Source organism: Leisingera sp. S232 (assembly GCF_049800895.1).
Classification (GTDB): domain Bacteria; phylum Pseudomonadota; class Alphaproteobacteria; order Rhodobacterales; family Rhodobacteraceae; genus Leisingera.
In genome coordinates this window covers 1-24,886 of sequence record NZ_JBNAFX010000041.1, presented here as the reverse complement: position 1 = coordinate 24,886, position 24,886 = coordinate 1, and the positions used below count along the sequence as shown (strand labels likewise).

Annotated in this window: 24 protein-coding genes and 1 riboswitch; of the genes, 1 reads left to right on the top strand and 23 read right to left on the bottom strand. The window is 59.7% G+C overall.

All coding sequences use genetic code 11. The annotated features are described in order from the left end of the window. Positions 1-66 precede the first annotated feature (66 nt). The 17 genes from ACP151_RS18685 to miaB form a co-directional block, all read right to left on the bottom strand. On the bottom strand, positions 67-822 hold the full coding sequence (locus ACP151_RS18685; protein ID WP_424980406.1) for a maleate cis-trans isomerase family protein: 756 nt from the start codon (positions 820-822) through the stop codon (positions 67-69). 15 nt (positions 823-837) lie between these two features. Then, on the bottom strand, positions 838-2,004 hold the full coding sequence (locus ACP151_RS18680; RefSeq protein ID WP_424980405.1) for a M24 family metallopeptidase: 1,167 nt from the start codon (positions 2,002-2,004) through the stop codon (positions 838-840). After that, on the bottom strand, positions 1,997-3,187 hold the full coding sequence (locus tag ACP151_RS18675) for a diaminopropionate ammonia-lyase (protein ID WP_424980404.1): 1,191 nt from the start codon (positions 3,185-3,187) through the stop codon (positions 1,997-1,999). Before ACP151_RS18675 ends, ACP151_RS18680 begins: the two co-directional genes overlap by 8 nt. Positions 3,188-3,189: 2 nt before the next feature. Continuing rightward, positions 3,190-4,335, bottom strand: coding sequence for an amidohydrolase (locus ACP151_RS18670; protein WP_424980403.1), 1,146 nt, complete (start codon positions 4,333-4,335; stop codon positions 3,190-3,192). A 153-nt stretch (positions 4,336-4,488) separates the two neighbouring features. Next, the gene (locus ACP151_RS18665; protein ID WP_424980402.1) at positions 4,489-5,013 is read right to left on the bottom strand and encodes a hypothetical protein; all 525 of its coding nucleotides are present in this window, start codon (positions 5,011-5,013) and stop codon (positions 4,489-4,491) included. Positions 5,014-5,249: 236 nt separating this feature from the next. After that, positions 5,250-5,882, bottom strand: a complete 633-nt coding sequence (locus tag ACP151_RS18660; protein WP_424980401.1) for a (d)CMP kinase — start codon at positions 5,880-5,882, stop codon at positions 5,250-5,252. Beyond that, positions 5,879-7,225 (bottom strand): 3-phosphoshikimate 1-carboxyvinyltransferase, encoded by a 1,347-nt coding sequence (gene aroA / locus ACP151_RS18655; protein WP_424980400.1) that lies wholly within the window; start codon positions 7,223-7,225, stop codon positions 5,879-5,881. Before aroA ends, ACP151_RS18660 begins: the two co-directional genes overlap by 4 nt. An 86-nt stretch (positions 7,226-7,311) precedes the next feature. Then, the gene (gene trmB / locus ACP151_RS18650) at positions 7,312-8,088 is read right to left on the bottom strand and encodes a tRNA (guanine(46)-N(7))-methyltransferase TrmB (protein ID WP_424980399.1); all 777 of its coding nucleotides are present in this window, start codon (positions 8,086-8,088) and stop codon (positions 7,312-7,314) included. 79 nt (positions 8,089-8,167) lie between these two features. After that, positions 8,168-8,791, bottom strand: coding sequence for a hypothetical protein (locus ACP151_RS18645; protein ID WP_424980398.1), 624 nt, complete (start codon positions 8,789-8,791; stop codon positions 8,168-8,170). 280 nt (positions 8,792-9,071) lie between these two features. Further along, positions 9,072-10,253 carry a methionine adenosyltransferase gene (gene metK, locus ACP151_RS18640; RefSeq protein WP_424980397.1) on the bottom strand — a complete coding sequence of 394 codons (1,182 nt, stop codon included), beginning with the start codon at positions 10,251-10,253 and terminating at the stop codon, positions 9,072-9,074. Positions 10,254-10,259: 6 nt separating this feature from the next. Then, positions 10,260-10,308: riboswitch (SAM-SAH riboswitch) on the bottom strand. Positions 10,309-10,369: 61 nt separating this feature from the next. Next, entirely contained in the window at positions 10,370-11,869 is a 1,500-nt protein-coding gene (gene lnt / locus ACP151_RS18635) for an apolipoprotein N-acyltransferase (RefSeq protein ID WP_424980396.1), read from the bottom strand. Next, positions 11,866-12,765 carry a hemolysin family protein gene (locus ACP151_RS18630; RefSeq protein WP_424980395.1) on the bottom strand — a complete coding sequence of 300 codons (900 nt, stop codon included), beginning with the start codon at positions 12,763-12,765 and terminating at the stop codon, positions 11,866-11,868. Before ACP151_RS18630 ends, lnt begins: the two co-directional genes overlap by 4 nt. Positions 12,766-12,787: 22 nt before the next feature. Continuing rightward, positions 12,788-13,300 carry an rRNA maturation RNase YbeY gene (gene ybeY / locus ACP151_RS18625; RefSeq protein WP_424980394.1) on the bottom strand — a complete coding sequence of 171 codons (513 nt, stop codon included), beginning with the start codon at positions 13,298-13,300 and terminating at the stop codon, positions 12,788-12,790. A gap of 65 nt (positions 13,301-13,365) precedes the next feature. Then, the gene (locus tag ACP151_RS18620) at positions 13,366-14,376 is read right to left on the bottom strand and encodes a PhoH family protein (protein WP_424980393.1); all 1,011 of its coding nucleotides are present in this window, start codon (positions 14,374-14,376) and stop codon (positions 13,366-13,368) included. Between the two features lie 141 nt (positions 14,377-14,517). Further along, the gene (locus ACP151_RS18615; RefSeq protein ID WP_424980392.1) at positions 14,518-14,823 is read right to left on the bottom strand and encodes a hypothetical protein; all 306 of its coding nucleotides are present in this window, start codon (positions 14,821-14,823) and stop codon (positions 14,518-14,520) included. 12 nt (positions 14,824-14,835) lie between these two features. After that, positions 14,836-15,420 (bottom strand): OmpA family protein, encoded by a 585-nt coding sequence (locus tag ACP151_RS18610; protein WP_424980415.1) that lies wholly within the window; start codon positions 15,418-15,420, stop codon positions 14,836-14,838. A gap of 273 nt (positions 15,421-15,693) precedes the next feature. Then, a complete protein-coding gene (gene miaB, locus ACP151_RS18605; protein WP_424980391.1) occupies positions 15,694-17,016 on the bottom strand; it encodes a tRNA (N6-isopentenyl adenosine(37)-C2)-methylthiotransferase MiaB in 1,323 nt (440 codons plus the stop codon). Between the two features lie 126 nt (positions 17,017-17,142). On the opposite strand from miaB, the gene ACP151_RS18600 reads away from it, so the two are divergent. After that, a complete protein-coding gene (locus tag ACP151_RS18600) occupies positions 17,143-18,012 on the top strand; it encodes a hypothetical protein (RefSeq protein ID WP_424980390.1) in 870 nt (289 codons plus the stop codon). Between the two features lie 285 nt (positions 18,013-18,297). Here the strand turns inward: ACP151_RS18600 and arsJ are convergent, their stop codons facing one another. The 6 genes from arsJ to ACP151_RS18570 form a co-directional block, all read right to left on the bottom strand. Continuing rightward, positions 18,298-19,563, bottom strand: a complete 1,266-nt coding sequence (arsJ, locus tag ACP151_RS18595; RefSeq protein WP_424980389.1) for an organoarsenical effux MFS transporter ArsJ — start codon at positions 19,561-19,563, stop codon at positions 18,298-18,300. Beyond that, complete coding sequence (locus ACP151_RS18590) at positions 19,560-20,558, bottom strand: ArsJ-associated glyceraldehyde-3-phosphate dehydrogenase (protein WP_424980388.1); 999 nt, start codon at positions 20,556-20,558, stop codon at positions 19,560-19,562. The genes arsJ and ACP151_RS18590 overlap by 4 nt, the downstream gene beginning before the upstream one ends. A gap of 48 nt (positions 20,559-20,606) precedes the next feature. After that, entirely contained in the window at positions 20,607-21,437 is an 831-nt protein-coding gene (locus ACP151_RS18585) for a metalloregulator ArsR/SmtB family transcription factor (RefSeq protein ID WP_424980387.1), read from the bottom strand. A gap of 351 nt (positions 21,438-21,788) precedes the next feature. After that, entirely contained in the window at positions 21,789-22,724 is a 936-nt protein-coding gene (locus ACP151_RS18580) for a GIY-YIG nuclease family protein (protein ID WP_424980386.1), read from the bottom strand. Positions 22,725-22,751: 27 nt separating this feature from the next. Continuing rightward, entirely contained in the window at positions 22,752-24,098 is a 1,347-nt protein-coding gene (locus tag ACP151_RS18575; RefSeq protein WP_424980385.1) for a restriction endonuclease subunit S, read from the bottom strand. Further along, the gene (locus ACP151_RS18570; RefSeq protein WP_424980384.1) at positions 24,095-24,772 is read right to left on the bottom strand and encodes an HsdM family class I SAM-dependent methyltransferase; all 678 of its coding nucleotides are present in this window, start codon (positions 24,770-24,772) and stop codon (positions 24,095-24,097) included. The genes ACP151_RS18575 and ACP151_RS18570 overlap by 4 nt, the downstream gene beginning before the upstream one ends. Positions 24,773-24,886 lie beyond the last annotated feature (114 nt).

Below are 24,886 nucleotides of genomic sequence, written 5' to 3'. Positions count from 1 at the left end.
TGCGCCGTTTCTGCGCCACGGCCTGATGCAGATTGCCAGCTGGCAAATCCTGAACAATTTTAATCATCAGACTGCCAGCGCCTGAGTGAACAGCCTGCCAAACGCCGGCCGCTCGTCTGCTACGCCTGCAAGCCGCAGCATGTGCCAGCCCAGCGCCTGATTGCTGGAAATCACAGGCACGCCTGTCTCTGCTTCAATCTCTGGGATGACCTGCAGGCAGCGCAGGTTGGTGCAGGAAATGACAATGGCGTCGCACTCCGCCTGTGCAGCGACCTGTTTGGCTGCTTTGGCAATAGCTGTCTCGCTGATCCGCGCCACCACCCGGTCGTCCTTCTGTTCAAATGACCCGAAACCTGTGATCTCAAACCCTTCCGCTTCCAGTTTTGCACGCATCTGCGCCGAAACCTCTGGCAGATAGGGGGTGACAAAACCGAACCGTGCGGCCCCCAGCGCCCTGCCTGCCGCGATGATTGCTGCCAGCGGGTCTGTCACCTTGACCGTGGGAAGAACGGTCTGCACCGCCTCGGCCACCTTGTCTGAACCGATCACCGTAGAGGCAGACGTGCAGCCGTATCCGATCACGTCAAAGTCCGGCGTAGAAGGAAACAGCCGTGCCGAGGCCGGCAGATCCGCCTGCATCTTTGCAAGCGTCTCAGGGCGCACTTCCGGCACCATCGGGATGCGGCTGTGATAAAGCGCAACACCGGGCTGGGCCATCATCCGGGAGAACTCCGGCTCCAGCGTTTCATCGGTTTCCAGAACAATAACCCCCAAGGTGGCGCGGGTTCCTATCCCTGCATCCGTGTCATAGGGCAGCTTCATGGCCAAAGACCTCCTTCAGATCACCGGTAACTCCGGCGCAGCACGCACTGTCAAAAGCTCTGCGCCATCCGCCCGCACCACGATGTTTTCCTCATGCACCATGATCTTGCCGTCCCCATAGCCCAGCGAAGGCTCCAGGGTCAGCACCATGTTTTCCTGGATCACAGTGGTGTCAAAAGCTGCATGCGACGGCCATTCGGTCAGCTGCATCCCCAAACCATGCCCCAGCCGCCCAACGTCACCGCCCTGATCATCCATCTCGGCAATCACGGCTTGCATCGCCTGAAACAGATCCCGGCATGTGGCGCCAGGTTTGGCTGCCGCGATGCCGGCTTCGGTGGCCCGCCACAATACATCATAGGCCCGTTTCGACGGCTCATCGGCATGGCCAATCGCAAAGTTTCGGTCAAAATCACAGAAGTATCCGTCCCAGGTGGAGCCGGTATCCAGCATCACGATGTCGCCTGCCTGCAAAGGACGGCCCGTCGGCGGGGAAATCACATCGCTGTAACCGCCCTGATCAGCTCCCCCGACCAGATAGGGCACATCGTCAGCGCCCTGCGCCAGCGCTTCGCGGCGGAAGGCCCGGAACAGATCCTCAAACGGCTGCCCCGCCTGGGCCAGTTTTGGCACGCGGGCAAAACTGCGTGAACCGATGCCGCAGATATGGCGCAGCTTCTCAATCTCGGCTTGCGATTTCACCATCCGCAGGCTGCGAACCAGCGGGGTGGCATCTGCCACCTTCAACCCCGGCAGCCCTGCCATCAGTCGTTCATAATCGCCCAAGGGCATCCTGAGCGCGGTTTCGTGGCCCTTCATCACGCCAATTGACCCGCCGCGCCCTGCGATCGGCGACAATAGTTCTGTCAACAGGCTGAGCCCATCATCTTCAGGCGCAGGTGCGCTCCAGGTGCGGATGTCTTCGATCCAGGTGCGGCGCATCAGATCAGCGCCGATTTCCGGGATGATCGCGATGGGCTTGCCCACAGGCGGCACAAACAGGAACCAGGGCCGGGTCGGGCTTTGCCAGAACAGCGTGTGGAAGCCGCTGAAATAGCGTACCTCTGGCTCAGTCAGCAGCAGCAGCCCGTCGAGCCCCTGCTGTGCCATTATTACTTGTGCCTTTTCGGTCCGTGCTGCGAATTCAGCCTCTGAAAACCCGCGCGCGGGTGCCTCAGACATGGTTCTTGCCCTCCATGATCGCGGCAAAGATCGCCGGATCGGTGACACCTTCGGACCCAATCAGCAGCACGCGGGAACCGGCATCCAGACCCAGCGCCTCTTTCATCTGCGAAGACTGGCAAGCCGCGATGAGGGCAGACAGCCCGGCAACTGCGCTTTCGCCTGCTTCAACCGCCGGATCACCGGTTTCCGCATTGGCCAGCAGCCGCACCGTGGGCGCCACAATGCTGTCCGGAATGGTCAGAAAGTCAGACGCTTCCTCGGCCAGAATTTCCCAGGCCATTTCCGACGGCTCACCGCAGGAGAGGCCCGCCATGATCGTCTCTTCCTGAATGGCGAAATTGGTGGCCTTGCCGGTTTTGGCGCTGTCGAAGAGGCAGGCGGCCAGTTCAGGCTCTACGATCACAACCCGCGGCGCCTCTGTCCCATAATACTGCCGCAGCGCTGCCGCGACCGAGGCCGCCAGTCCGCCGACACCGCCCTGCAGGAATACATGGGTCGGCGCCTGATCCAGTGCTTCGCAGGCCTCGCGGGTCATCACGCTATAGCCGGCCATCACGTCGCGCGGCGGCTCGGTGTAACCCTCCCAGGAGGTATCGGAGACCACGAACCAGCCGTTTTCATCGGCCTCTTTCTTGGCCAGCAGAACAGATTCGTCATAGTCGCCGCTGATCCGGATCACCTCGGCGCCCAGTTCACGCATCGCCACGGCACGGCCTTCGCTGACCTCAGCATGGATATAGATGCGGCAGGGCGCGCCAAAACGCTTGCACCCCCAGGCCAACGAGCGCCCATGATTGCCGTCGGTGGCGGAAACCAGAGTGATGCCTGCGCAGGCTTCCTTGTGCGCGCCTTTGCGGATGGCTTCCAGGCTGACGTCCTGCCCCAGCTGTTTGCTCAGCTCCCGCTGCAGCACCCGCAGCGCAGCATAAGACCCGCCCAGCGCCTTAAAGCTGCCAAGGCCGAACCGCGGGCCTTCGTCTTTATAGTCAATACGGGCAATGCCGATCTTGTCTGCCAGACCAGCCAGAGACACCAGCGGTGTCGCTTCATAGCCGTCCCAAGCAGTGATTTCCGCCTGCGCGTTGCCGAAATCCCGCTCGGACAAAACCGCATATGCTGCCTCGCCGGCCTTTGGGCTGCCGGCTGCATAGCCCATGGAAACCGCAAAATTCTCAAACATGGTCAGTCCTTTCCCGCTGGCAACCGGTCACGGACCAGCTGCACCCAGAACTCTGCGCCAATCGTCAGCAGAGCGTCATTGAAATCATAATCCGCCGAATGGAGCGGCTGCCCGTTGGGGCCGTTTTCACCGTTTCCCAGCAGCAGGAAGCAACCCGGGACCGCTTCTGCAAAATAGGCGAAATCCTCGGAGAAACTCATCGGCGGCCGGTTGCGGATCACCTCGCAGCCCGCAGCCTCACCAGCGCGGTAGACGGCCTCTGTCGGGCCTTCCGCATTGATGGCCTCAACAAATTCAGTATTGAAGCTCATCTCGACCTCCACCCCGTGGGTGGCGGCGACTCCGGTTGCGATCTGGCGCATGAAGCGCTCAACCGATTTGCGGTCCTCGGGAACCCGCGCTCTGACATCGCCTTTCAGAACCGCGTGACCCGGCAGCACATTGCGCTGACCGTCAGTCTGAAACTCTGTGACCGAAACCACAGCTCCTGCTCCAGGTGCCAGCTTGCGTGAGACAATGGTCTGCAGCGCCAGCACCAGCTCTGCACCAACCGTGATCGCATCCACCCCGGCCTGCGGCATCGAGGCATGGCCGCCCTTCCCCTTGATCGAGATTTCAAACAGGCTTTCGCTGTTGCAGATCTGGCCCGCCCGGGTCGAGATTTGCCCGACTGGCGCCCCGGGAAGGTTATGGATGGCATAGACCTCTTCGATCGGGAATTTCTCCAGCACGCCCTCGGCAATCATTGCCTGCGCACCCAAACCGTGTTCTTCGTTGGGCTGGAAGATGAACACCACGGTGCCGTCAAAGCCTTGTTCCTGGGTCAGCCGTTCGGCGGCACCCAAAAGCATCGCCATATGGCCATCATGACCGCAGGCATGCATTTTCCCCGGCGTTTGCGAAACGTAATCATGGGTAGAGATCTCATCGATCGGCAGCGCGTCCATATCAGCCCGCAGTCCGATAGCCCGGTTCCCTTGGCGGGCTCGCAGCAATCCGATGACACCTGCGCCCTGATGCACCTCCAGCCCCAGTCCGCGCAGTTGTTCCGCAACCTTTGCCTTGGTGCGGTCTTCCTGGAAGCCCAGCTCAGGATGGCGATGGAAGTCGCGGCGCAGCGCAGTCAGCCGGTCCTTGAATGTGGTCATGGGCGCTCTCCAAACCGTTTGCAGCGACTTTAGGCCGCCGCTTGCGACTTGGTGCATATTATTCGGCGCACAAAGTGACGAAATTTATCGCCAAGGCGGGAAAGCTGGCAGATTTTCGTATTCGGGACGGGGGCTGAATCAGCCCGGCGAAGATCAGATTTCCTCACCCTTTTCCAGCAGTTCCTCGATCAGCTGCCGCTGCATGCCTGGGCTGTCGCCGCCGCCGAACTGCAAGGCTCCGCCAGTGTAAAGCGTCCCATAGGTGCGCGCGATGTTAACTGTCTGCCCCAACGAGGAAATCAGCTGATCCTTCCGCAGCGGTGATAGCGGATGAATGAACACCGCCCATAGCTGTCCCTTGGCAATGGCATACCGTGCATCCAGTGCGGAATCGAAATTGGCCTGCATCATCCGCATCAATTCCTCCGCCGTCAGCCCTTCGGCCGGGCGCAGCGGCACCATCGCCCGCATCCGGTCCGCTGCCGGATCGGTGACCACCAGCATCGGAACCCCGGAGATCGCCAGCTGAAACCCTTGCCCGACCGGCTGCGCATCTTCATCCAGTGCAAAAAGAATGCGGCCCAAACGTTCATAGGTCATTGGCGGTTCCGGCTCTTCCTGCGCCTGCACAGGCGTCGCAAGAACGCAAACCATCGCAATTGTCTTGAGCCAAGCCATGAATGACCCTCCTATCAGCATCCACATACAGGCTAATGCGCTGCTGGCTAAGCTGCCATGCACAGATGAGTGATCCGGAACTGGAATGAGGTTCAGACAATTGGGAAGGGGCCGAGCCCTGCCGCTACCCGGTGGCGCCCTATGACCCTGCCCGATAACCGTCAGGTTCATGTTTGCTGCCACATGTACCCCGGCCCAAACAGAGCTACATGCGTCCGAAAAGCTGAATGGAAAGGCTAGGGCAGCTCTTCGCCCACATCAAGGCGCGCTTCAATCACTGCCATTGCCTTGTTCAAGGCTTCCTCGATGCTCAGATCGCTGGTGTCGATCAGAATGGCACCAGCAGCCGGCCGCAGCGGCGCTTCGGCCCGGTTCATATCACGCTCGTCCCGGGTTTTCACGTCGCTCAGCACCTCTTCGAGCGTTGTCACCTTGCCAGCTGCCGCCAATTCCTGGAACCGGCGGCGGGCACGGACCTCGGCACTGGCCGTGACAAAGAACTTCACTTGCGCATAGGGGCAGATCACTGTGCCGATATCGCGCCCGTCCAACACCGCACCGCCCGCGCGGCGGGCAAAGGCGCGTTGAAAATCCACCAGTGCCGCCCGCACCGCAGCGATTACTGCAACTTTGGACGCCGCCTGTGCGACTTCCGGTCCGCGCAGGTCACCGCGTGCCAGATCTTCTGGTGTCAGGTTCTGCGCAGCTTCCACGGGCGTCTCACCATCCAGCATCTTTGCTCCTACGGCGCGATACAGAAGGCCCGTGTCCAGATGGCCAAAGCCATAGTGCGCAGCCAGAGCTTTGGACAAAGTACCCTTGCCCGCAGCGGCTGGGCCATCAACAGCTATGGTGAAGCTCTCGCTCATGTGCGCTCCAGCTTGGCACCCAATCCGCCCATTAGGCTTTCGAAGATCGGGAAGGACGTGGCGATCGGGCTTCCGTCATCGACAGAGACCGGGTTCTGCGCACCCATGCCCATCACCATAAAGGACATGGCGATGCGGTGGTCCAGGAAACTTTCGCCAGTGCCGCCGCCGGGAACCCCGTTGATGCCCAGGCCGGTGACTTCCCACCAGTCATCGCCTTCCTCGACGGTAACACCATTGGCGCGCAGGCCCTTGGCCATCGCGTCGATCCGGTCGCTTTCCTTGACGCGCAGTTCCTTGACGCCCGCCATCATGGTTTTGCCTTCTGCAAAGGCGGCCACCACCGACAGTACCGGGTATTCATCAATCATCGAGGCCGCGCGCTCCGGCGGCACTGCGATGCCTTTCATGTCCGGCGAGTATTTGGCACGCAGGTCGGCCACTGGTTCGCCGCCCTCTTCGCGCATGTTTTCAAAAGTCAGATCCGCGCCCATGTCCTGCAGCGTGTAAAAAAGCCCTGCGCGGGTCGGGTTCAGGCCAATGTTCGGTACCAGCACGTCGGAACCGGGGGTGATCAGTGCAGCACAGACCGGGAATGCGGCCGAAGAGGGATCGCGCGGCACGGCGATCACCTGCGGCTTCAGCTCTGGCCGGCCAGTCAGAGTGATGACCCGGCCCTCTTCGGTCTCTTCTGTGGTGATCTCGGCTCCGAAACCGGCAAGCATCCGTTCTGTATGGTCGCGGGTGGCTTCCTGTTCGATCACCACGGTCTTGCCCGGCGCGTTGAGACCGGCAAAGAGCACTGCGGACTTTACCTGTGCCGAAGGCACCGGCACCGTATAGCGGACGGGCACCGGATCAGCAGCGCCAACGATGGTCATCGGCAGTCGGCCGCCGGAACGGCCCACGGATTGGGTGCCAAACTGTGCCAGAGGGTCGGTTACGCGCGCCATCGGGCGTTTGTTCAGCGAGGCATCGCCGGAGAAAGTCGCCGTGATCGGAGAGGTCGCCATCACCCCCATGATCAGCCGTACACCAGTGCCGGAGTTGCCGCAGTCGATTACATTGTCCGGCTCTGCAAAACCACCGACACCAACCCCGAAAACCGACCAGTTGCCGCCTCCGTGGTTCACCACCTCAGCACCAAAGGCCCGCATCGCCTTGGCCGTATCCAGCACATCCTCACCCTCAAGCAGACCTGAAATCTTGGTCTCGCCCACCGACAGCGCCCCCAGGATCAGCGAGCGGTGCGAGATCGACTTGTCGCCAGGCACCTCTGCCACGCCCTTGATCGGGTCCGCAGGGTGGGAGGTCATCGGGATGGGCGTGCCGTGTCCGGACATGGGGCTTCCTTCGTCTGTCGGTCGTTCGTCTGTTCGTTTGCGCTATCGGTAACGGATTGGATCTGGCCGGTCCAGCGTATTTGGGCTCAGCCCAGGCGGCGGAAGGTCAGGTAATGCGGAGTGCGGCCTTCGCGCAGGGCTTTTTGCTCGTAGCGGGTGGAGATCCAATCATCCCACGGCTGGCGCCAGTCGGCAGGGCCCTCGGCCAGCCATTCAAAACCGGCCTTCGGCACCTCTTCCAAAGTCTGACGCACATAGTCGGGAATGTCTGTGGCGACACGGAAGATCGCGCCAGGCTTCAGGCAGCGGGCCAGCGGCTCCAGATGTTCCTGTGTTACAAAGCGGCGGCGGTGATGGCGCGCCTTGGGCCAAGGGTCGGGATACAGCAGAAAGGCACGCGAAACGGAAGCCTCGGGCAGCACATCCATCAGATCGCGGGCGTCTCCGGGATGGACAGCTATGTTGTCGGCACCTGCGTTGCGGATCTTGCCCAGCAGCATTGCCACGCCGTTGATGAACGGTTCCGCGCCGATGATACCTACCTCGGGGTTGCTGACCGCCTGATGCACCAGATGCTCGCCGCCGCCAAAGCCGACCTCCAGCCAGGTATCCTTGCCGCCGAACAGCGCTTCAAGGTCCAGCGGATTGCGGTCCGGGTTTTCCTCCCAACCGACCGCACCTGGGCTGAGGCTGGCCAGATCTTCGTCCAGGTATCGCTTTTGGCTGTCTTTCAGGGTCTTGCCTTTGAACCGGCCATAGAAGTTGCGCCAAGGCGCGCCGCTTGCGTGTTTGTCTGCCGCATTTTCTGCTGCTGGCCGGGCATCCGTGGACTGGTCTTCGCGGGGCTTCTGGTCGCCGGACATGCGTCTGGGCTCCTGTTCGAGGCATCAATTGAAAGGCTGGCCGCCCCTGTGCCGCAAGCAGGCCTGCGGGTCAAGCCATCTAGGGTGTTTGCCCCGGCCGAAGCTCCCGCAGAACCCCAGCCGCTATGAGCCTCAGTCGGCTGGGATACCACTCCCCTTCAGGGTCGGTGCGCAGCGTATCAATCGCAAAACCGGGGTCGGTCCCGCGCTCAACCATATAGCTGAGGTGTTCGTAGACCTCGCGCTGGGTGTCTTCGTAAATCCAGGAACCGAACTCAAACGGTGTTGCCCAGCGGCGGCGCTTGCGTTCGCCGCGGTAGTATTTGTGTACGGCCTCGGCCGGCCAGTTGCGCTGGTGGAAACCGATGCTGGACCCGATGGTCATCCGTCTGCGCCCGCCGGCCAGAAAGACGTCCACACAGGCGCTGACGCACGTGCCATCCACCAGCGTATCCAACCCGTAGGCCAGTACCAGACCGGCAATTTCCTCGCCTGCATACACACTGCCGCCAACACTGTTGAGCTGCAGTTCAGTGATTTCCGGGCGTTTTTCCAGAATTTCGCGAAAGTGCGTGACGTCCTCTTCTGTGATTTCCGCCAGTTCGTCTTTCACATCCGTTTCGGTGTCATAGACCAGTGTATGACCTTGCAGGCTGAACTTTTGCGGCAAGGTCTCCTTGGCGGCAGCAGCAGATGCCAGCATCAAACAGAAAACAGCAAATACCAAACGTATCATCGCGGCTCCGGCAGTTTCGTGATCCCTGCCTGGCACTATGGCGCAGGTAACCGCGCCGCTCCACCTTCAAAACATCATCCGTTCCGCCGAACGGTATCCTGTGGCAGGCGGCCGTTTGGCGCGCTTCACTGCAGTTTCGGCCTCAACAAAAGCGATCCCTTTGAACATACGCAGCCGGGCATTCGCCTACATCCCAAAAGAAAAAAGCAGGCCTTCCGGCCTGCTCCTTGATGATTTTGAACCGGTCTCAGACCGCCCGCTTCAGGGCCTCGGCAAGATCCGTGCATTCCCAGCTGAAACCGCCATCCGCTTCCGGCTCGCGGCCAAAATGGCCATAGGCTGCGGTGCGCTGGTAGATCGGTTTGTTCAAACCCAGATGCGAACGGATGCCGCGCGGGGTCAGGTCCATGACCTGATCAATCGCGCGCTCGATGGCCGCCGGATCAATCTCTCCGGTGCCGTGGGTGTCGGCATAAATCGACAATGGCTTGGACACACCAATCGCATAAGACAGCTGAATCGTGCATCGCTCTGCCATGCCAGCGGCCACCACGTTCTTGGCCAGATAACGCGCTGCATAAGCAGCGGATCGGTCCACCTTGGTCGGATCCTTGCCGGAAAACGCACCGCCGCCATGCGGCGCCGCGCCGCCATAGGTATCAACGATGATCTTACGGCCGGTCAGGCCCGCGTCGCCATCCGGGCCGCCGATTACAAATTTCCCTGTCGGGTTCACATGCCACTGGGTCTGCGCCGTCAGCCAGCCGTCAGGCAGGGCTTCGCGGATGTAGGGTTCCACAATGGCGCGGATGTCATTTGAAGTCAGCGATTCATCCAGATGCTGCGTCGACAGCACCAGCGAGCTGACACCAACCGGCTTGCCATTCTCATAGACCACCGACAGTTGCGATTTCGCATCCGGACCAAGCGCAGGCTCAGTGCCGTTCTTGCGTACCTCCGCAAGGCGGCGCAGGATCGCATGGCTGTATTGGATCGGAGCAGGCATCAGGGCTTCGGTTTCCCTGGTGGCGTAGCCAAACATTATGCCTTGGTCGCCGGCCCCTTCGTCCTTTTCGCCAGACGCATCGACACCCTGGGCGATGTGGGCGGATTGCTCGTGCAGCAGGTTCGTCACTTCCACGGTCTCGTGGTGAAACTTGTCCTGCTCGTAACCGATGTCCTTGATGCAGGCGCGGGCAATTTCTTCAATCCGGCCCATATAGTCGTGCAGTTTGTCCTGATCGGACAGCCCCACTTCTCCGCCGATGACGACACGGTTCGTGGTGGCAAAAGTCTCAGCAGCCACACGCGCTTCGGGTTCTTCTGCCAGAAAAGCATCCAAAACGGCATCGGAGATACGGTCACAAACCTTATCCGGATGGCCCTCGGAAACAGATTCCGAAGTAAAAGTATAGTTCATACGGGTCATGAGAAGTGCTCCATTGGTTTTTCCTTGCCACGCCAGGAAGCCGTTGTGGCAGGTATCAAGCCGCAATACGCGGCCCGTCCCCACGGGTCAATCTATATTCGATGAGAGTTAAGTATCTATGACCGCCGCGCATGACCGCGAGACAAGACAAAACCCGCGGCAGCGATGAGAAGGCACAGCAGAAACACTGGCCAGTCTCCGGTTCGACTGTAGAGTGTCGGCGGCAGCGGTGCGGGCAAAACAGCGTCGATAAATCCGGCTTCGCCTAACGGCAGGCTGTCTGTCAGTTTCCCGTCTGGTGCAATCATTGCCGAGACGCCGGTATTGGCAGCTCGGATCATTGGCAAGCCTTGCTCCAGGGCCCGCATTCGGGCTTGCACGAGGTGCTGATAGGGGCCGGAGCGGGTGCCGAACCAGGCGTCATTGGTGATCTGCACCAGCATGTCCGCGCGGGCAGCTGCGGCATTTACATCCTGCGGAAAAACGGCCTCGTAACAGATCAATGGCAGAGCCCGGCCGATGGGCAGATCCAGCAGCTGTGCCCCGGGTCCGGCCGCGTATCCTGCCCCGGCTCGGGAAGCGAACCCATGAATACCGAAGCGGGCTAGGAAGTCGCCAAACGGCACATATTCCCCAAACGGCACCAGATGCGCCTTATCGTAAGTCGCAGATGGCAGGCCATCCGCGTCCAGCAGCACAGCAGAGTTATAATAAGCGCCGCCTTCTTCCCTCTGAATGCCCAGAAAAACAGGCACGTGGCCCGCGCCTTCGGAAATGATCTGCAGGGTATCCCCTGCATAGTTCAACATCTGCGGCACCGCCGTTTCAGGCCAGACAATCAAATCCGGACGCGGGTGTTCGGCAGAAAAAGCCAGTGCACGACGGAGAAATCGCCACCTGTGATCCGGGTGCCATTTCAGATCCTGCGGTGCGTTGGGCTGGACGATTCTCACAATCTTGTCCGTTTGCGCCGTTTGCTGCGGCGCAGGAAGGCTTAGGGCTGCGGCCACAATCAGCCCAAGCGGCAGCAGGGCAGGGGCGGGGGCCGTTCGCAGCAAGGCAAGCGGCAGAAACGCCACAAGCGTTAGCAGCGCCAGCCCATGAGGACCGATCCATGGCAGGAGATTTTCGGCAGGCGTATCAATCCAGAACTGCCCAAAGGCTGCCCAGGGAAAACCGGTCAGAATATAGGCGCGGGCAAACTCCGCCAGCGCCCACGATGCCACCAGCATGGGAATCCGCAGCGCCCCACGGCTGAAACGGGCCGCGGCGCCAAAAGCCAGGCCCCAGAACAGGGCGAGACCGGCTGCAAGAAAGACAAGCGCAAAAGGCGCCATCCAGGCATGGCGCTCTGGATCGATTTGAAATGGCTCAAGAATCCAGGAAAGGCCGACTGCAAAATAACCCAGCCCAAACAGCCATCCAGCCAGCGCTGCAGCGCGGCCAGAGGCGGCCTTAAGAACCAGCCAGCCTGCGGCGGCCAGAGCAACAGGCAGGCCTGGAAGCAGGTGCCAGGGCGCCAGCGCCAGCGACGCCAGCGCGCCGCTGCCAAAGGCCAGTGCAGCAGGAGCCAGCCGGAGCTGGCGTCCGGCCTGCCGAAAGCCAATTGAAATCATGCAGCAGTATCCGGCAGCCGCACCCGAAGCCGCTTGATCCTGCGCGGGTCGGCATCCATAACTTCAAACTCTGCACCTTCGGGGTGCTGAATGACCTCACCGCGGGCGGGCACCCGGCCCGACAGCATGAACACCAAACCGCCCAAGGTTTCGATCTCTTCCTCGTCCACGTCGTCATGGCTGGTCAGCGAGTGACCGGTCTCGGCCTCGAACTCAGGCAGCGAAGTACGAGCCAGTGCGATGTAGCAGCCCGGTTTTTCCTCAAACCAGGTTTGCAATTCATCAGCGTCATGCTCGTCCTCAATCTCCCCCACCACCTGTTCGATCAGGTCCTCAATCGTGACCAGACCGTCCACACCGCCGTATTCGTCAATCACCAGCGCCATGTGGCGCCGTTCGGCCTGCATCTTGGTCAGCAGCACCCCGATGGGCATCGATGGCGGCACGAACAGCAGCGGGCGCAGCATCTTGGACAGATCGAAGTCGGAGGTTCCACCGTTGAAACCATGCGTCAGCGAGAAATCCTTGAGGTGAACAAAACCCAGTGGGGTATCCAGCGTGCCTTCGTAAACCGGTATACGGGTAAAACCGCTTTTCCGGAAAATCCCAACCAGATCGTCCTTAGCTACGCTGACCGGTACAGCGGCGACTTCGGCTGAGGGTATGGCAACGTCCTCCACCCGCATCCGGCGCAGGTTGATCATTCCGTGCGGACCACCGCCGGGCTCCGGCTGCTCGCCGCCGGTGTCCTCGCTTTCTTGTGGATCCGGGTTGAACACATTGCGCAGCCGCGCCCATAGCCCGCTGCTCTCAGAGGCCGGCGCATCTGCCACCGTGCCGTTGATGTCCTGCAGCGCGCCTTGCGCCGCGTTAGAACTGCCTTCTATGTCGCCCATCTGTCCATTCCAAATACCCCGGTCACGGGGCGTCCTCGCTCATATATGGGTTCTCAATACCCAGTTTGCCAAGTAGCAGGACCTCAATCCCTTCCATCAATGCGGCATCGTGGTCACGGATGTGATCATAGCCCAGAAGATGCAACAGTCCGTGAATGATCAGATGATATGTATGATCAGTCAGGGATTTTCCCGCCTCGGCGGCTTCCCGGGCGCATGTGTCAAAGGAAATGGCAATGTCGCCCAGCGGAATTTCCCCTGTAAAATCAGCCTCGGGCGGCAGCGGTGCGCCCCCATCTTCCTCCGCCGACAGATCTTCTGCAGGCCAGCTGAGAACATTGGTCGGCTGCGGTTTTTCTCGGAACTCCGCATTGAGTTCTGCAATGCGCACATCATTACAGGCCAGCAGCGAAATCTCGCATTCATCGCAATCAAGTGCAAAATGCGCCGTCACCAGGGTGACGGCCTCATCAGCCAAAGCCGGAAGACCGGCTGCCTGCCAGCGGCTGTCTTCGATGGAAATGTCGAGCGTCATATGCAGCGTTCCGATGCGGAGGGCAGCCTGTGCACCCCCGGGATATTGCCGGCAAGAAGAAAAGGTCAGGCCGGTTTGGTATCTGCGTCATAGGCTTCAATGATCGCGGCCACAAGCGGATGGCGGACCACATCGCGTGCAGTGAAGTAATTGAAGCTGACTTTGGGGATCGATTTCAAAAGCCGCTCGGCATCCGCTAGGCCGGATGGCACCCCGCGTGGCAGATCGACCTGGGACCGGTCACCGGTGATCACCATGCGCGAGCCTTCGCCAAGCCGGGTCAGGAACATTTTCATCTGCATGGTGGTGGCATTCTGTGCCTCATCCAGCACCACAAAGGCATTCGCCAGCGTCCGCCCCCGCATGAAGGCCAGCGGCGCGATTTCAATCTGCTTCTCTTCCAGCAGCCTGGCCAGCTGCTTGCTGGGCAAAAAGTCGTTCAGCGCATCATAAAGCGGCTGCATGTAAGGGTCGACTTTGTCCTTCATGTCACCTGGCAGATAGCCAAGCTTTTCTCCGGCCTCAACTGCGGGTCGGGACAGGATGATACGGTCGACGTGACCGGTGATGAACATGGAGACGCCGACTGCGACGGCAAGATATGTTTTGCCTGTGCCTGCCGGACCAATTCCAAAAGCGAGTTCGTGCTCGAACAGGGACTGAACATAGGCCTTCTGCGCCTCTGTTCGTGGCTCGACCAGCTTCTTGCGGGTCTTAACTTCCACCCGGCCGCCCTGGAACATCTGCAGCTGGCCATCGGGCTCAGCTTCATCCGTTTCGTTTCCCATGCGCAATTCGCGGTCGATATCACCGCTTTCAACGCTGCGGCCGGTTTCCAACCGGTCGTAGAGCGCCGTCAGCACAGCTGCGGCCTGTTCACGCACGGATACCTCGCCCATCACCGACAGCTGATTGCCGCGGCGGACGATCTGCACGCCCAGTTTCTGTTCAATGTCAGCCAGGTTGCGGTCATATTCGCCGCATAGGTCGATCAGCAATCGGTTGTCGGGAAATTCCAGCAGAACTTCGTGGGTTGCGGTCTGGGTCTGCGGTTCATTCAGGGCGCTGATGGCCAAGCTGATCTCCTCAATCTGGCGTTGCCCTTTCAGTCTGCCTCCACCGCAGCGTTTGCGCAAGAAGGCGCTGCACAAAATCACTCAAATGAAACAAAACAGCCGCCCCAGAGGGCGGCTGCGATTGTCAGCGGATTGCTGTTGTCAGATCGGGTCACCGAAGGTTGTGCCCTTTTTGAAGGGACCGGTTGCCACATTGCGCGGCAGATTGCTGTTGCAGACCGGCTTGCCGTCAGGCGTTCGGCGCAAATCGGCATAACCTTCGAGACCATCGTCGATGATCCAGTGCTCGCAGCCCTGCGGATCGACCCAGATGCCGGCTGTAAGGTTCGACAGATCCAGCGAACGTCCGTCGCCCACATGCCCGTCAGTCGTTTTGTCGATTGCGGGTGTACAGGCCGAGATTGCAGCAGCTGCGGCAAGGAACACGGCGGTTTTAGCAGTTTTCATCATCCCTCTCCCTCAGCGCAGGCAATAGATTTCGACACGGCGGTTCTCAGCCATATTGGCGGCACTGGTGTTCGGAACCCGCGGATCACGCTCACCATAGGCCCGTATATCAGCAATGCGGGCGCCCACCGAACGGCCTACTTTGGCCACGGCGCTTGCGCGGCGCTCTGACAGGCGAATGTTGTATTCATCCGAAGCGCGGCTGTCGGTGTGGCCCGCAATCACAAAGTAACGTGCGCCATTGGATTTTGCCTTCTGAAAGAATTCACCCAGACGCTGGCGGCCCGCCGCATTGATGAAATGCTTGTCAGTGGCAAAAAATTGATCGGTCTGCATAACACCGCAGACATTCCCGCGGCGGCAGACTGGTTTGCCGTCAGGGGTCACATGCGGGGTCATGAACCCTTCTGCACCATCATCCATCACCCAGTGCTCGCACCCGTCCGGGTCCACCCAGATCGTGGGCACATAGCGTTCGCCCTTGATGGTTCGCTGCCCCGTTTGCGCGCTCACCGGCGCAGCAGCAATGCTGAGTGCAGCCGCGGCTGCAGCAGCCAGCGCAATTGCCTTGTTCAGTTTGAGTATCGACACAACCAGAATTCCTTCACCTAAAGTTCCCCCCAGGGTGTTGCCGCGCGCACGGCCACCTTTCAGGCCATAAAAGCCAAATTACCCGATTTATATACAGTTTGCCTGCTAATTTTTCTATAATTGTGCACGAATTGAGCGCCAATCAGGAACACTCACTGCATTTGCGGGCAATTGTTCCCGAAAGCGATGCAATGAAGACTCACCTGATCACAGAAGCCGACCGGGACTGAGCGCCCGGGTGCAAGGGCAGAACACAGATTCTGCCAGCAAAGGCGGCTGTTAATCGATCAATTCACCCGCAAGAGAATTGGCACCAGAAGAAACAATGCGCACCCGCGCAAGGTCGCCCACCTGGCGATTGCAGTCGGCAACATGCACGGCGTGAAGATAATCAGATTTGCCAACCATCTGCCCAGGCAAGCGGCCTGCTTTTTCAAACAGCACCCCAACCTCGCGGCCAACCATGCTGTCCTGCACTTCGCGCTGCTGCTTGGTCAGCAGGGCCTGCAGCCGCTGCAGCCGGTCATCTGCTGCGGCAGGATCAACCTGGGCGCGCTCTGCCGCCGGGGTGCCGGGCCGGGTGGAATACTTGAAGGAATAAGCGGTGCCGTATTTCACCTCTTCCACCAGATCCAAGGTCGCTTGGAAATCTTCCTCGGTCTCTTCCGGGAAGCCGACAATGAAGTCGCCGGAAATCAGGATGTCAGGGCGCGCAGCCCGGATTCGTTCGATCAGGCGGATGTAGCTTTCGGCGGTATGCGAGCGGTTCATCCGCTTGAGGATCTTGTCCGAGCCTGCCTGTACCGGCAGATGCAGATAGGGCATCAGCTTGGCACAGGTGCCATGTGCCTCAATCAGGTCGTCCTGCATGTCGTTCGGGTGGCTGGTGGTGAAGCGGATGCGCTCTAGCCCGTCAATCTTGTCCAGATCCCAGATCAACTGCGCGAGGGTCAGATCCCCGTTCGGGCCTGCGCCATGATAGGCATTTACGTTCTGACCCAACAAAGTGATTTCACGCACGCCGCGCTCCACCAGATCCTGCGCCTCGCGCACAATGCGGTCTGCGGGGCGCGAGACTTCGGCGCCGCGTGTGTATGGCACAACGCAGAATGCGCAGAATTTGTCGCAGCCTTCCTGCACCGTTAGAAACGCCGTCGGACCGCGTTTGGCCTTGGGGCGGTTCTTGAGCTTTTCGAATTTGTCTTCCTCTGGGAAATCGGTGTCCAGTACCTTTTCGCCTTCGCGCGCTTTGGCTTCCATTTCTGGCAGCCGGTGATAGCTTTGCGGCCCGACTACCAGATCGACCAGCGGCTGGCGGCGCATGATCTCCTCGCCCTCGGCCTGGGCGACACAGCCCGCCACACCGATCTTGAGATCCGGCTTCTCTGCCTTCAGCCCCTTGAAGCGTCCCAGTTCGGAGTAAACCTTCTCTGCCGCCTTTTCCCGGATGTGGCAGGTGTTGAGCAGGATCATGTCGGCGTCATCGGCCGATTTGGTCTCTACATAGCCCTCGCCACCCAGCGCCTCTGCCATGCGTTCGCTGTCATAGACATTCATCTGACAGCCATAGGTCTTGATAAACAGCTTCTTCGGGGCGCTCATGCGGGTCAGCCTTCCAGCCAGGGTTGGTAAACAGCGGCTTGCAATACAGGCAATTGCCGCCGCTTGCAATGCAGCGGGATTTACCCGATTTTGTCAGCAAAGGCCAGAAAGGCGGGGCAGAGCAAGATGATGTATTCTTCGTTGCAGGATTTCCTGAAAGAGGGAAAGGCGCTGCTGGCCACAGGACCGGTTGCCCTGATCTTCATTGAAGATGAAGTCGAAGTCGCCACCACTCTGCGGCACCATCTGCAAAGCGGCTTTAAGGCCGTCGCTGCCCTGATGCCTGATGCGTTCGACCTGCCGCAGGACATCCGGGCCAAGGTGCACCGGGTGCCGTTTGACTGCGGGCCGGACGGAGCGGTCATCGGCGCTGTCAACGCAGTGATTGCCGCAGCAGAGCCTGGCTGCTGGCTGTATTACTGCTACAATTCAGAATACCTGTTCTACCCGTTTTGCGAAACGCGCGGCATCGGCGAAATGCTGACGTTTCAAGCCGAAGAACGCCGCGACGCAATGCTCACCTATGTGATCGATCTTTATGCTGGCGATTTGGCCGACGCCCCTTCCGCGGTGTCGCTGGAGACGGCTTTTCTGGACAAGTCAGGCTATTATGCGCAGTCACGCAATGACCCGGAATCCGGCCACTCGCGCGAGAGGCAATTGGATTTCTTCGGCGGCGTGCGATGGCGGTTCGAGGAACATATTCCAGCAGCCAGCCGCAAGATCGACCGGATATCATTGTTCCGGTCCAAACCGGGGTTGCAACTACTGTCGAACCACACCTTCAACGATCAGGAATACAACACATATGCCTGCCCCTGGCATCACAATCTGACGGCCGCTGTCTGTTCGTTTCGCACGGCCAAGGCCCTAAAACGCAACCCCGGCTCCACGTTTGAAATCGAAACATTCCGCTGGCACAACTCCACCCCCTTCGAATGGCACTCGCGTCAATTGCTGGACTTGGGGCTGATGGAGCCTGGTCAATGGTTTTAGAGCCTGGCGTTATGACCAATAGATGACGGTTGCAGCGACAGCGATGGCCAGAAGAAAAGCTTTGGGCATCTGCTGCCGCATTCCGCCGATCCCTGAGCCTGCAAAAAAAATCACCCGGGTCACCGCCAGGCAGGGCATTGCGCAGCAATACAGCGCGAGGAACGGTTGCGCGTTTGTCCCGACGCCTGCCGTATCTGATCGGCGTTTTGTGTTGTTTTCGGCCGAGGCTGACGCCCGCGACCATCGCTGGAGCGGTCCAGATGTTCGGTTACCGATCCAAGATATTCATGCTTGCGCCTCATTCCGGGCGCCGCTGCTCAACCGGGCAGCAGCCAGGGCGCTTATCAGAGCCATTATCGCGGCGGTTCCCAGGCAAACGGCCAATCCGCCAAACTGGCATGTGAGGCCGGACAGAAAGGTACCTGCCAGCCGCCCGCTGGCGTTCGCCATGTAGTAAAACCCGACATCCATCGTGACCCGGTCCTCCTGTGTATAGGCCAGGATCAGATAGGAATGCAGGGAGGAATTGATAGCGAAAACCGCACCGAAGGCCAGCAGACCTGCGGTCAGCAATGCGGTTAGCCACGGCGCCGGACCGTCTGACATCAGCAGGGCGAACGACAGGACAGCCGGGATCACTGCCAGCAGCAGCGCCCATTTTCGGGCCGCTCTGGTAAGCTGGCTCTCGCTGCGGCGGGCTGCGCCAAGCAGCCGGGGGGCAGCGGCCTGAACAGCACCATAAGAGATGATCCATAGCGCCATGAAACTGCCAATCAGAAAAAAAGCGGTTCGGTTTCCCTCCTCTGACCCGTCCGAGAGGACAGCATAGAAATACACCGGGATGCCGACCACGAACCACACGTCGCGGGCACCAAACAGGAACAATCGCGCCGCCGACAGCCAGTTCACGTTGCGCGATTTGGAGAGGATCTCGGAGACCTTGATGTCCTTGCGGCTGCCGGGCAGGCCGGGCGGCATGGCAAAAACAACTGCGGCCAGGACCACGGAAAGGACAGCAGCCATGCTGAACACGGCGGCCTGAAAACCCGTCAATGCCAGCAAAACAGCGCCCAGCAGGAAGCCCGCGCCTTTGACGGCATTCTTGGAGCCGGTCAGCACGGCGACCCAGCGAAACAGCCCGCCGTCTTCCTTTGGCGCCAGCAGCTTCACTGCGGATTTGGAGGACATTTTAGCCAGATCCTTGGCCGCACCCGACAGGCCCTGCACTGTCATAACAAAGACAACCGACAGGCTGATCTGCCAGGCCGGGTCCAATTGCGACAGCATCAGCAGCGCGCCGACCTGCAGCCCCAGCCCTGCATAAAGCGTCGCTGCCAGACCGAAACGGGCGGCAATCCAGCCCGCAGAGAGGTTGGTTACCATCCCCGCAGCCTCGTACAGGAGAAACAGATAGGCCAGCTGAACCGCCGAAAACCCCATCGAATGAAAGTGCAGCAGCACCAGCATTCGAAGCGCCCCGTCGGTCAGCATAAAGGCCCAGTAGGAGGCTGTAACCGCGATGTAGGCCGGCAGGCCCTCCTGGCGTGTCACAGCTGATCGCCCACCATGCGCGCCACGTCCACCAGGCGGTGTGCATAGCCCATTTCATTGTCATACCAGGCGTAGATTTTGACCTGGGTTCCGTTCACCACCATGGTGGAGGGCGCATCAATGATGCAGGAACGCTGGTCGTTGGTGTAGTCAGACGAGACCAGCGGGCGCTCCTCATAGCCGAGAATCCCTTTTAGGCCGCCTGCAGCTGCGTCTTTGAACAGCGCGTTCACTTCTTCGGCCGTGGTTTCCCGCTCTACTTCGAAGACACAATCAGTGATGGAGGCGTTCAACAGCGGCACCCGGACGGCGTGACCGTTCAACTTACCCTTCAGGTCGGGGTAGATCAGCGTGATGGCGGTGGCGCTGCCGGTTGTGGTTGGTATCAGGTTTGTCAGCGCCGACCGTGCCCGGCGCAGATCCTTGGCGGGGCGGTCGACGATGGTCTGGGTATTGGTGACATCATGAATGGTGGTGATGGAGCCGTGCTTGATGCCAAGACTTTCGTGGATCACCTTGACCACCGGCGCCAGGCAATTGGTGGTGCAGCTGGCAGCAGTGATGATCCGGTGCTCATCCGGATTATAGACGCCCTGATTGACCCCATAAACGATATTGGCGGCATTGCCGTCCTTGACCGGAGCCGAGACAATCACTTTCTTCACGCCTGCGTCAAAGTAAGGTGCCAGTTTGGCTTCGGTTTTGAAAACGCCCGTACAGTCGATCACCACATCGACCCCTTCCAGCGGCAGATCCTCAAGGCTCCGTTCGCAATAGGCAGGCAGCCGTTGGCCGTTGATGATGACGGCCTCCGCGTCCGAGCTGAACTCCGCATCCCAATGCCCGTGCACCGAGTCGAACTCAAGCAGATGCGCGTGCATGGCCGGATCGCCCACTGCATCATTGATCCATGCGATCTGTGCGCCGCTCTCCAGGAGCGGTTTCAGCGCCAGCTTTCCCATGCGGCCGAGGCCATTCAAAGCGTAAACAGTCATGTCGTTTCCTTGTTCGCGGGAAGTGTTTGGGGAACGTGGGGCAGCCAGTCAGACTGACTGCGCAATTTCATCTACGGCCTGCTGCAGGGAAATACGGTCCAGTTCCTGAAAAGGCAGGGACACAAAGGCCTTGATTCGGTTTTGCAAGAGCCCGTAGGCCTGCTGGAAGGCAAGAGCCTTTTCAGCACTGGTGCCCTCAGCCTTGACCGGGTCCGGCATTCCCCAATGGGCGCTGATCCGCTGGCCTTCCCAGGAGGGGCATTCCTCATTGGCGGCCTGATCGCAGACGGTAAACACAAAATCGAATTCAGGGGCATCAGCTCCCAGGAACTCTTGCACGTTCTTTGCTCTTAGCTGGCCAGTGTCGTGGCCTTTGTCCTTGAGGAGCTGAACCGCGAAAGGGTTGAGTTCCGAATTGGGCCTGGTGCCCGCGGAACATACGTTAAAGCGGCCGCTGCCCAGCGATCGCAGCAGCGCTTCCGCAAAGATGGAGCGGGCGGAGTTCCCGGTGCAGATGAACAAAACATTGAAGGGCGTGTCGGACATTGCCGCCGCATCCGTGGCGGCAGAGGGGGCCAGGGGCAGGCACAGTTCGGGGCGTCCCTGGCAGCAATCCAGAACAAATGCATCCAGTGTTTCCCGCATTGCAGGAATGTCGGCCCGGTAGCGCAGCCAGGTACCCTCACGGGTCTGGGTGACCAGGCCAGCTTGCATAAGTGTTGCCAGGTAAGATGACAAGGTGCTTGGCCGAACATCCAGGGCAGCGCTTATCTCGCTGGCAGGCACATGGTCCGGATACCGGCGCATGAGCAGCCGGAAAACCGCCAGCCGTTGCGGATGACCCAGAGCAGTGAGCCGGAGGGGAATCGTTGTTTTCATAATTCGGGTTTAATCGAATTAATTGCCCGGGCGCAACTGGCAATTGTTTGGATGGAACTCTGCCGCCAAAGCCAGTGACAGTGACGCCGCAGGGCAGCCTTGCTACACAAATCGGGGATTGAGCACATTCCGCCTTTCCCCAGACGGGCTTATGCTGCGGCTCTGTGAGGGGGCATTGGTAGGTACCACCCGACACGAAAAGGCCCAATGGTCGCAGTGTGATCCTGCAATAACAACGCTTTAAGGGGTGGGTGGTAGCGGAGGAGGGATTTGCGATGTTGCACCATAAGGTGCTGTATATATTGAGTTTTATAATGAAGCAAGTGTACCCATGTGTACCACGCCTAGCGCTCATCCAATCAGTCGGGGGGGCTGGTTTGATACGGCTTCTCGTTCTTGCCACTCATGGTAGGTCAGCTTTGCTCCCTCGACCTTCCATTCAGTTCGGCCATTGCTGTTCCGATCCAGCACGACAGCGGCGGCGGCAGAAGGGCTAGAGAATGACCAAGGCTTCACAAATCGTAGGCGCTCGTCTCCGTTGGGCATGAGTATTCCGTCCGCAAGCAACTGCTCCTTGAGCTTCCCATAGCTTTGCTGGACGTAGCCGGTGCCCGACAGAGCCTCTGAGCCTTCAAGAACGATGAACTCTCCATCCTCTTCGACTGCAAAAGCTCGCACGCCGCTTTTGTGGCGGATCTCGAACCGAACTTCGCCTATGGTGCGTTCAGCAACCGGCTGCTGTGATTGGGTCACAGCACGTGGTTGAGGCTTCAACATATCCAATCCGATCACCGGCAAAATGATGCGGAGGTTGGACAGGAATTGCTCCATGTTTGCGACGTCTGCTTCTGGCAAGCGGCGTCGGCTGGTGTCGGGCTGTGTGCCGTTGTCCAGCGCTACACGACCGGCTTGGGCGGTTAGCTCAATAAGTCGTGCTTCAAGGTATTCGGCGTGACCTTTTGACAAGTCATCATCACTCGTGGTGATGGTTATTGCAGCCTCCCAAAACTCGCGCTTCAGCGCACTCTGTTTGATGCGCTCTGCTACCGAGTTGCCAGAGCCGATATACACACGCACAGTTTTAGCACTGTCTGGGTCTGGTCCAGAAAGGATGTACACGCCTGTGCGATCAACTTCCTCTCGCGCTGTCAGGTCACCGAATGCCGACGCGCCGCTAACAAACAAAAGCCCCGTCCACCCGTGGATCGTTGCTTTTCGCAGACCTGAGGGTTTGCCATCGACCAGAAACAGCTGAATGGTCTTGCCGAAGTTCTCACCTGCGGTCATGTGCGGGTCTCCATGCATGGAATGGGATCACGATGCCGCCTTTTTCTTGCGGGCACGTTTGGGTTGGGGGGCATTTGCGCGGGCCTCGCGGATGCGGGCGAGGAGGGCGCTGGCGGGTTCGTCGTTCGGGTCCTGAGGGACAAGCTCGCCCTGGAAGGCCTTGGCGAGGAGTTGGGCCTCTAGCCGCTGCAGAAAATCTGCCGCGCGGGTGGCCTCGGCAACCATCCGGTCAATCCGGGCGAAGGCAGCTTCGATGCGGCGGACGATTTCGGTTACACACCGGGACTTAGGCACCGGCACAACAAGCGCTTTGAGCAACTTGCCGCTGATCTTGGGCATGTTTCCCGCAGTGCCTGTTGCGTTGTCTCTAAAGTAAGACCGCGCCTCGGGGCTGTTCAGAAAGCGCCACAGATATTTACGCATTGCTTCATCCCTGACGCGAACTCGCATCATAAGATCAGGATAAATGTAAGTGGCAACTGGCCCTTCAAAGATTGCTGAGGCACCAAGATACTGCAGAGAATTAGCGCGTTGGATCAGCAAGTCTCCGGGCCTAAGCCAGAACTTAGAGTGTTCATCAGGGCGCACCGACAGATACTTCACGCAACCCTCGGACAAATCAAGCTCGCCAGACGTGGTCGCGGATAGCTTGAGAGTTCGCGTCCCATTGATGTCCCCGTCCGCTTTGGGAGACCATCCGTTCGTTGGCCCATCTGAGATTAGTTCGCAGAAGGCTACTTGCTCCCAGTCTTCTGTGTTGAGTGTCTTCGAGGAAAGATCACCCCGGAAGGCGGCGGCGAGGGTGGCTTGTTTGGCGCGGGTGGCGAGGGTTTGGACGTGGGTCAGGTGGTCTTTGGCTGCACGGGTCCGGGCCGAGAGCTGGTCCAGCTTCTCCACAATCCGCCTCTGCTCCGCGAGGGGCGGGAGGGGGATATCGAACTGGTTGAACATCTGAGGTCGAGCGCGCGTTAGTGACCCGCCTACTCCAGAGATCGTTGTCATAAATTCATCGCGAAATTCCGGAGATGACAGAGCCAAGCGAACATACTCGGGATCGAGGCCAGCGGTGTCGTATCGTACCCATTCTCCCGATGCGATTTGCCGGTTGGTTGCCTTCTCAGGTACGGTCCAAACGCGGTTAAGGTGAGGTACGATCTTGCAGAGCAGAACATTGCCGGGCTCAACACTCTGCTTGTTGGATTTGATTTCCTCGCCCAACGGTTGGTCAGGCACACGGTTTTCAAAGGCCGGAACGCTAAAGAGGTCAAAGGTCTCTTGTGGATGATCTTTCGGCGTTACCGATTGTCCAGCACCAGCCGCGATTTCCGATAGCTTGAAGCTGGCCCAATTTGCGGGCAGGCTATCAACCTTCATTCTACAGCCACCTCGGTTGGCTCGGTAGAGCTGAGCTCTTCTCTCAGCGTCTCAATCTCGCGCAGCGCACCGGAGAGATGCCCCATGATCGCGCCGAGGATCTCGGCAGGATCGTTCAGCCCGTCCTCTGGGGCGTCCTCTGCGTCGCGCAGCCATGTGATGTCGAGGTTGTCTCCCCGCGCGGCGATTTCATCCCGTGTGAAGCGGCGGAAGCGGCCTTCTTCGCCTTCATTCTTGCGCTCTGCCTTGCCGTAGGGATCATCGCCGAAGGCGGCCTCGAACGCGGCAAAATGCGCCTCGGTCAGCGGGTTGGTCTTACCGAATGACGGCATCTGCGCGCGCATGTCGTAGACCCAGACATCAGACGTGTTGCCGTCCTGCTCCTTGCCACGCGTAAAGAAGATCACGTTGGTCTTCACCCCTTGGGCATAGAAGATGCCGGTCGGCAGGCGCAGGATCGTGTGCAGGTCGCACCAGTTCATCAGCATCCGCCGCAGGGCCTGACCGCGCCCGTCCTCAAACAGTACGTTGTCGGGTACGATGATCGCCGCGCGCCCTCCGGGTTTCAGCTTGCGAATGCAATGTTCCACAAAGGGGAGCTGGTAGGACGACACATTGTGTGTCTCGGTAAAGTCATCTCGCGTGGGTTTGCCGCCTGCGGGGCGTTGTTGCACAAAGGCCGTAGAGGATTCACTTTGCGAATCCCGTAGGTTAGATCGGCGGCATGCCGAAGCCTGCCTCTTCCCGCTATCGAACAACGAACTGGTCCAACTATAACGCATCACTTC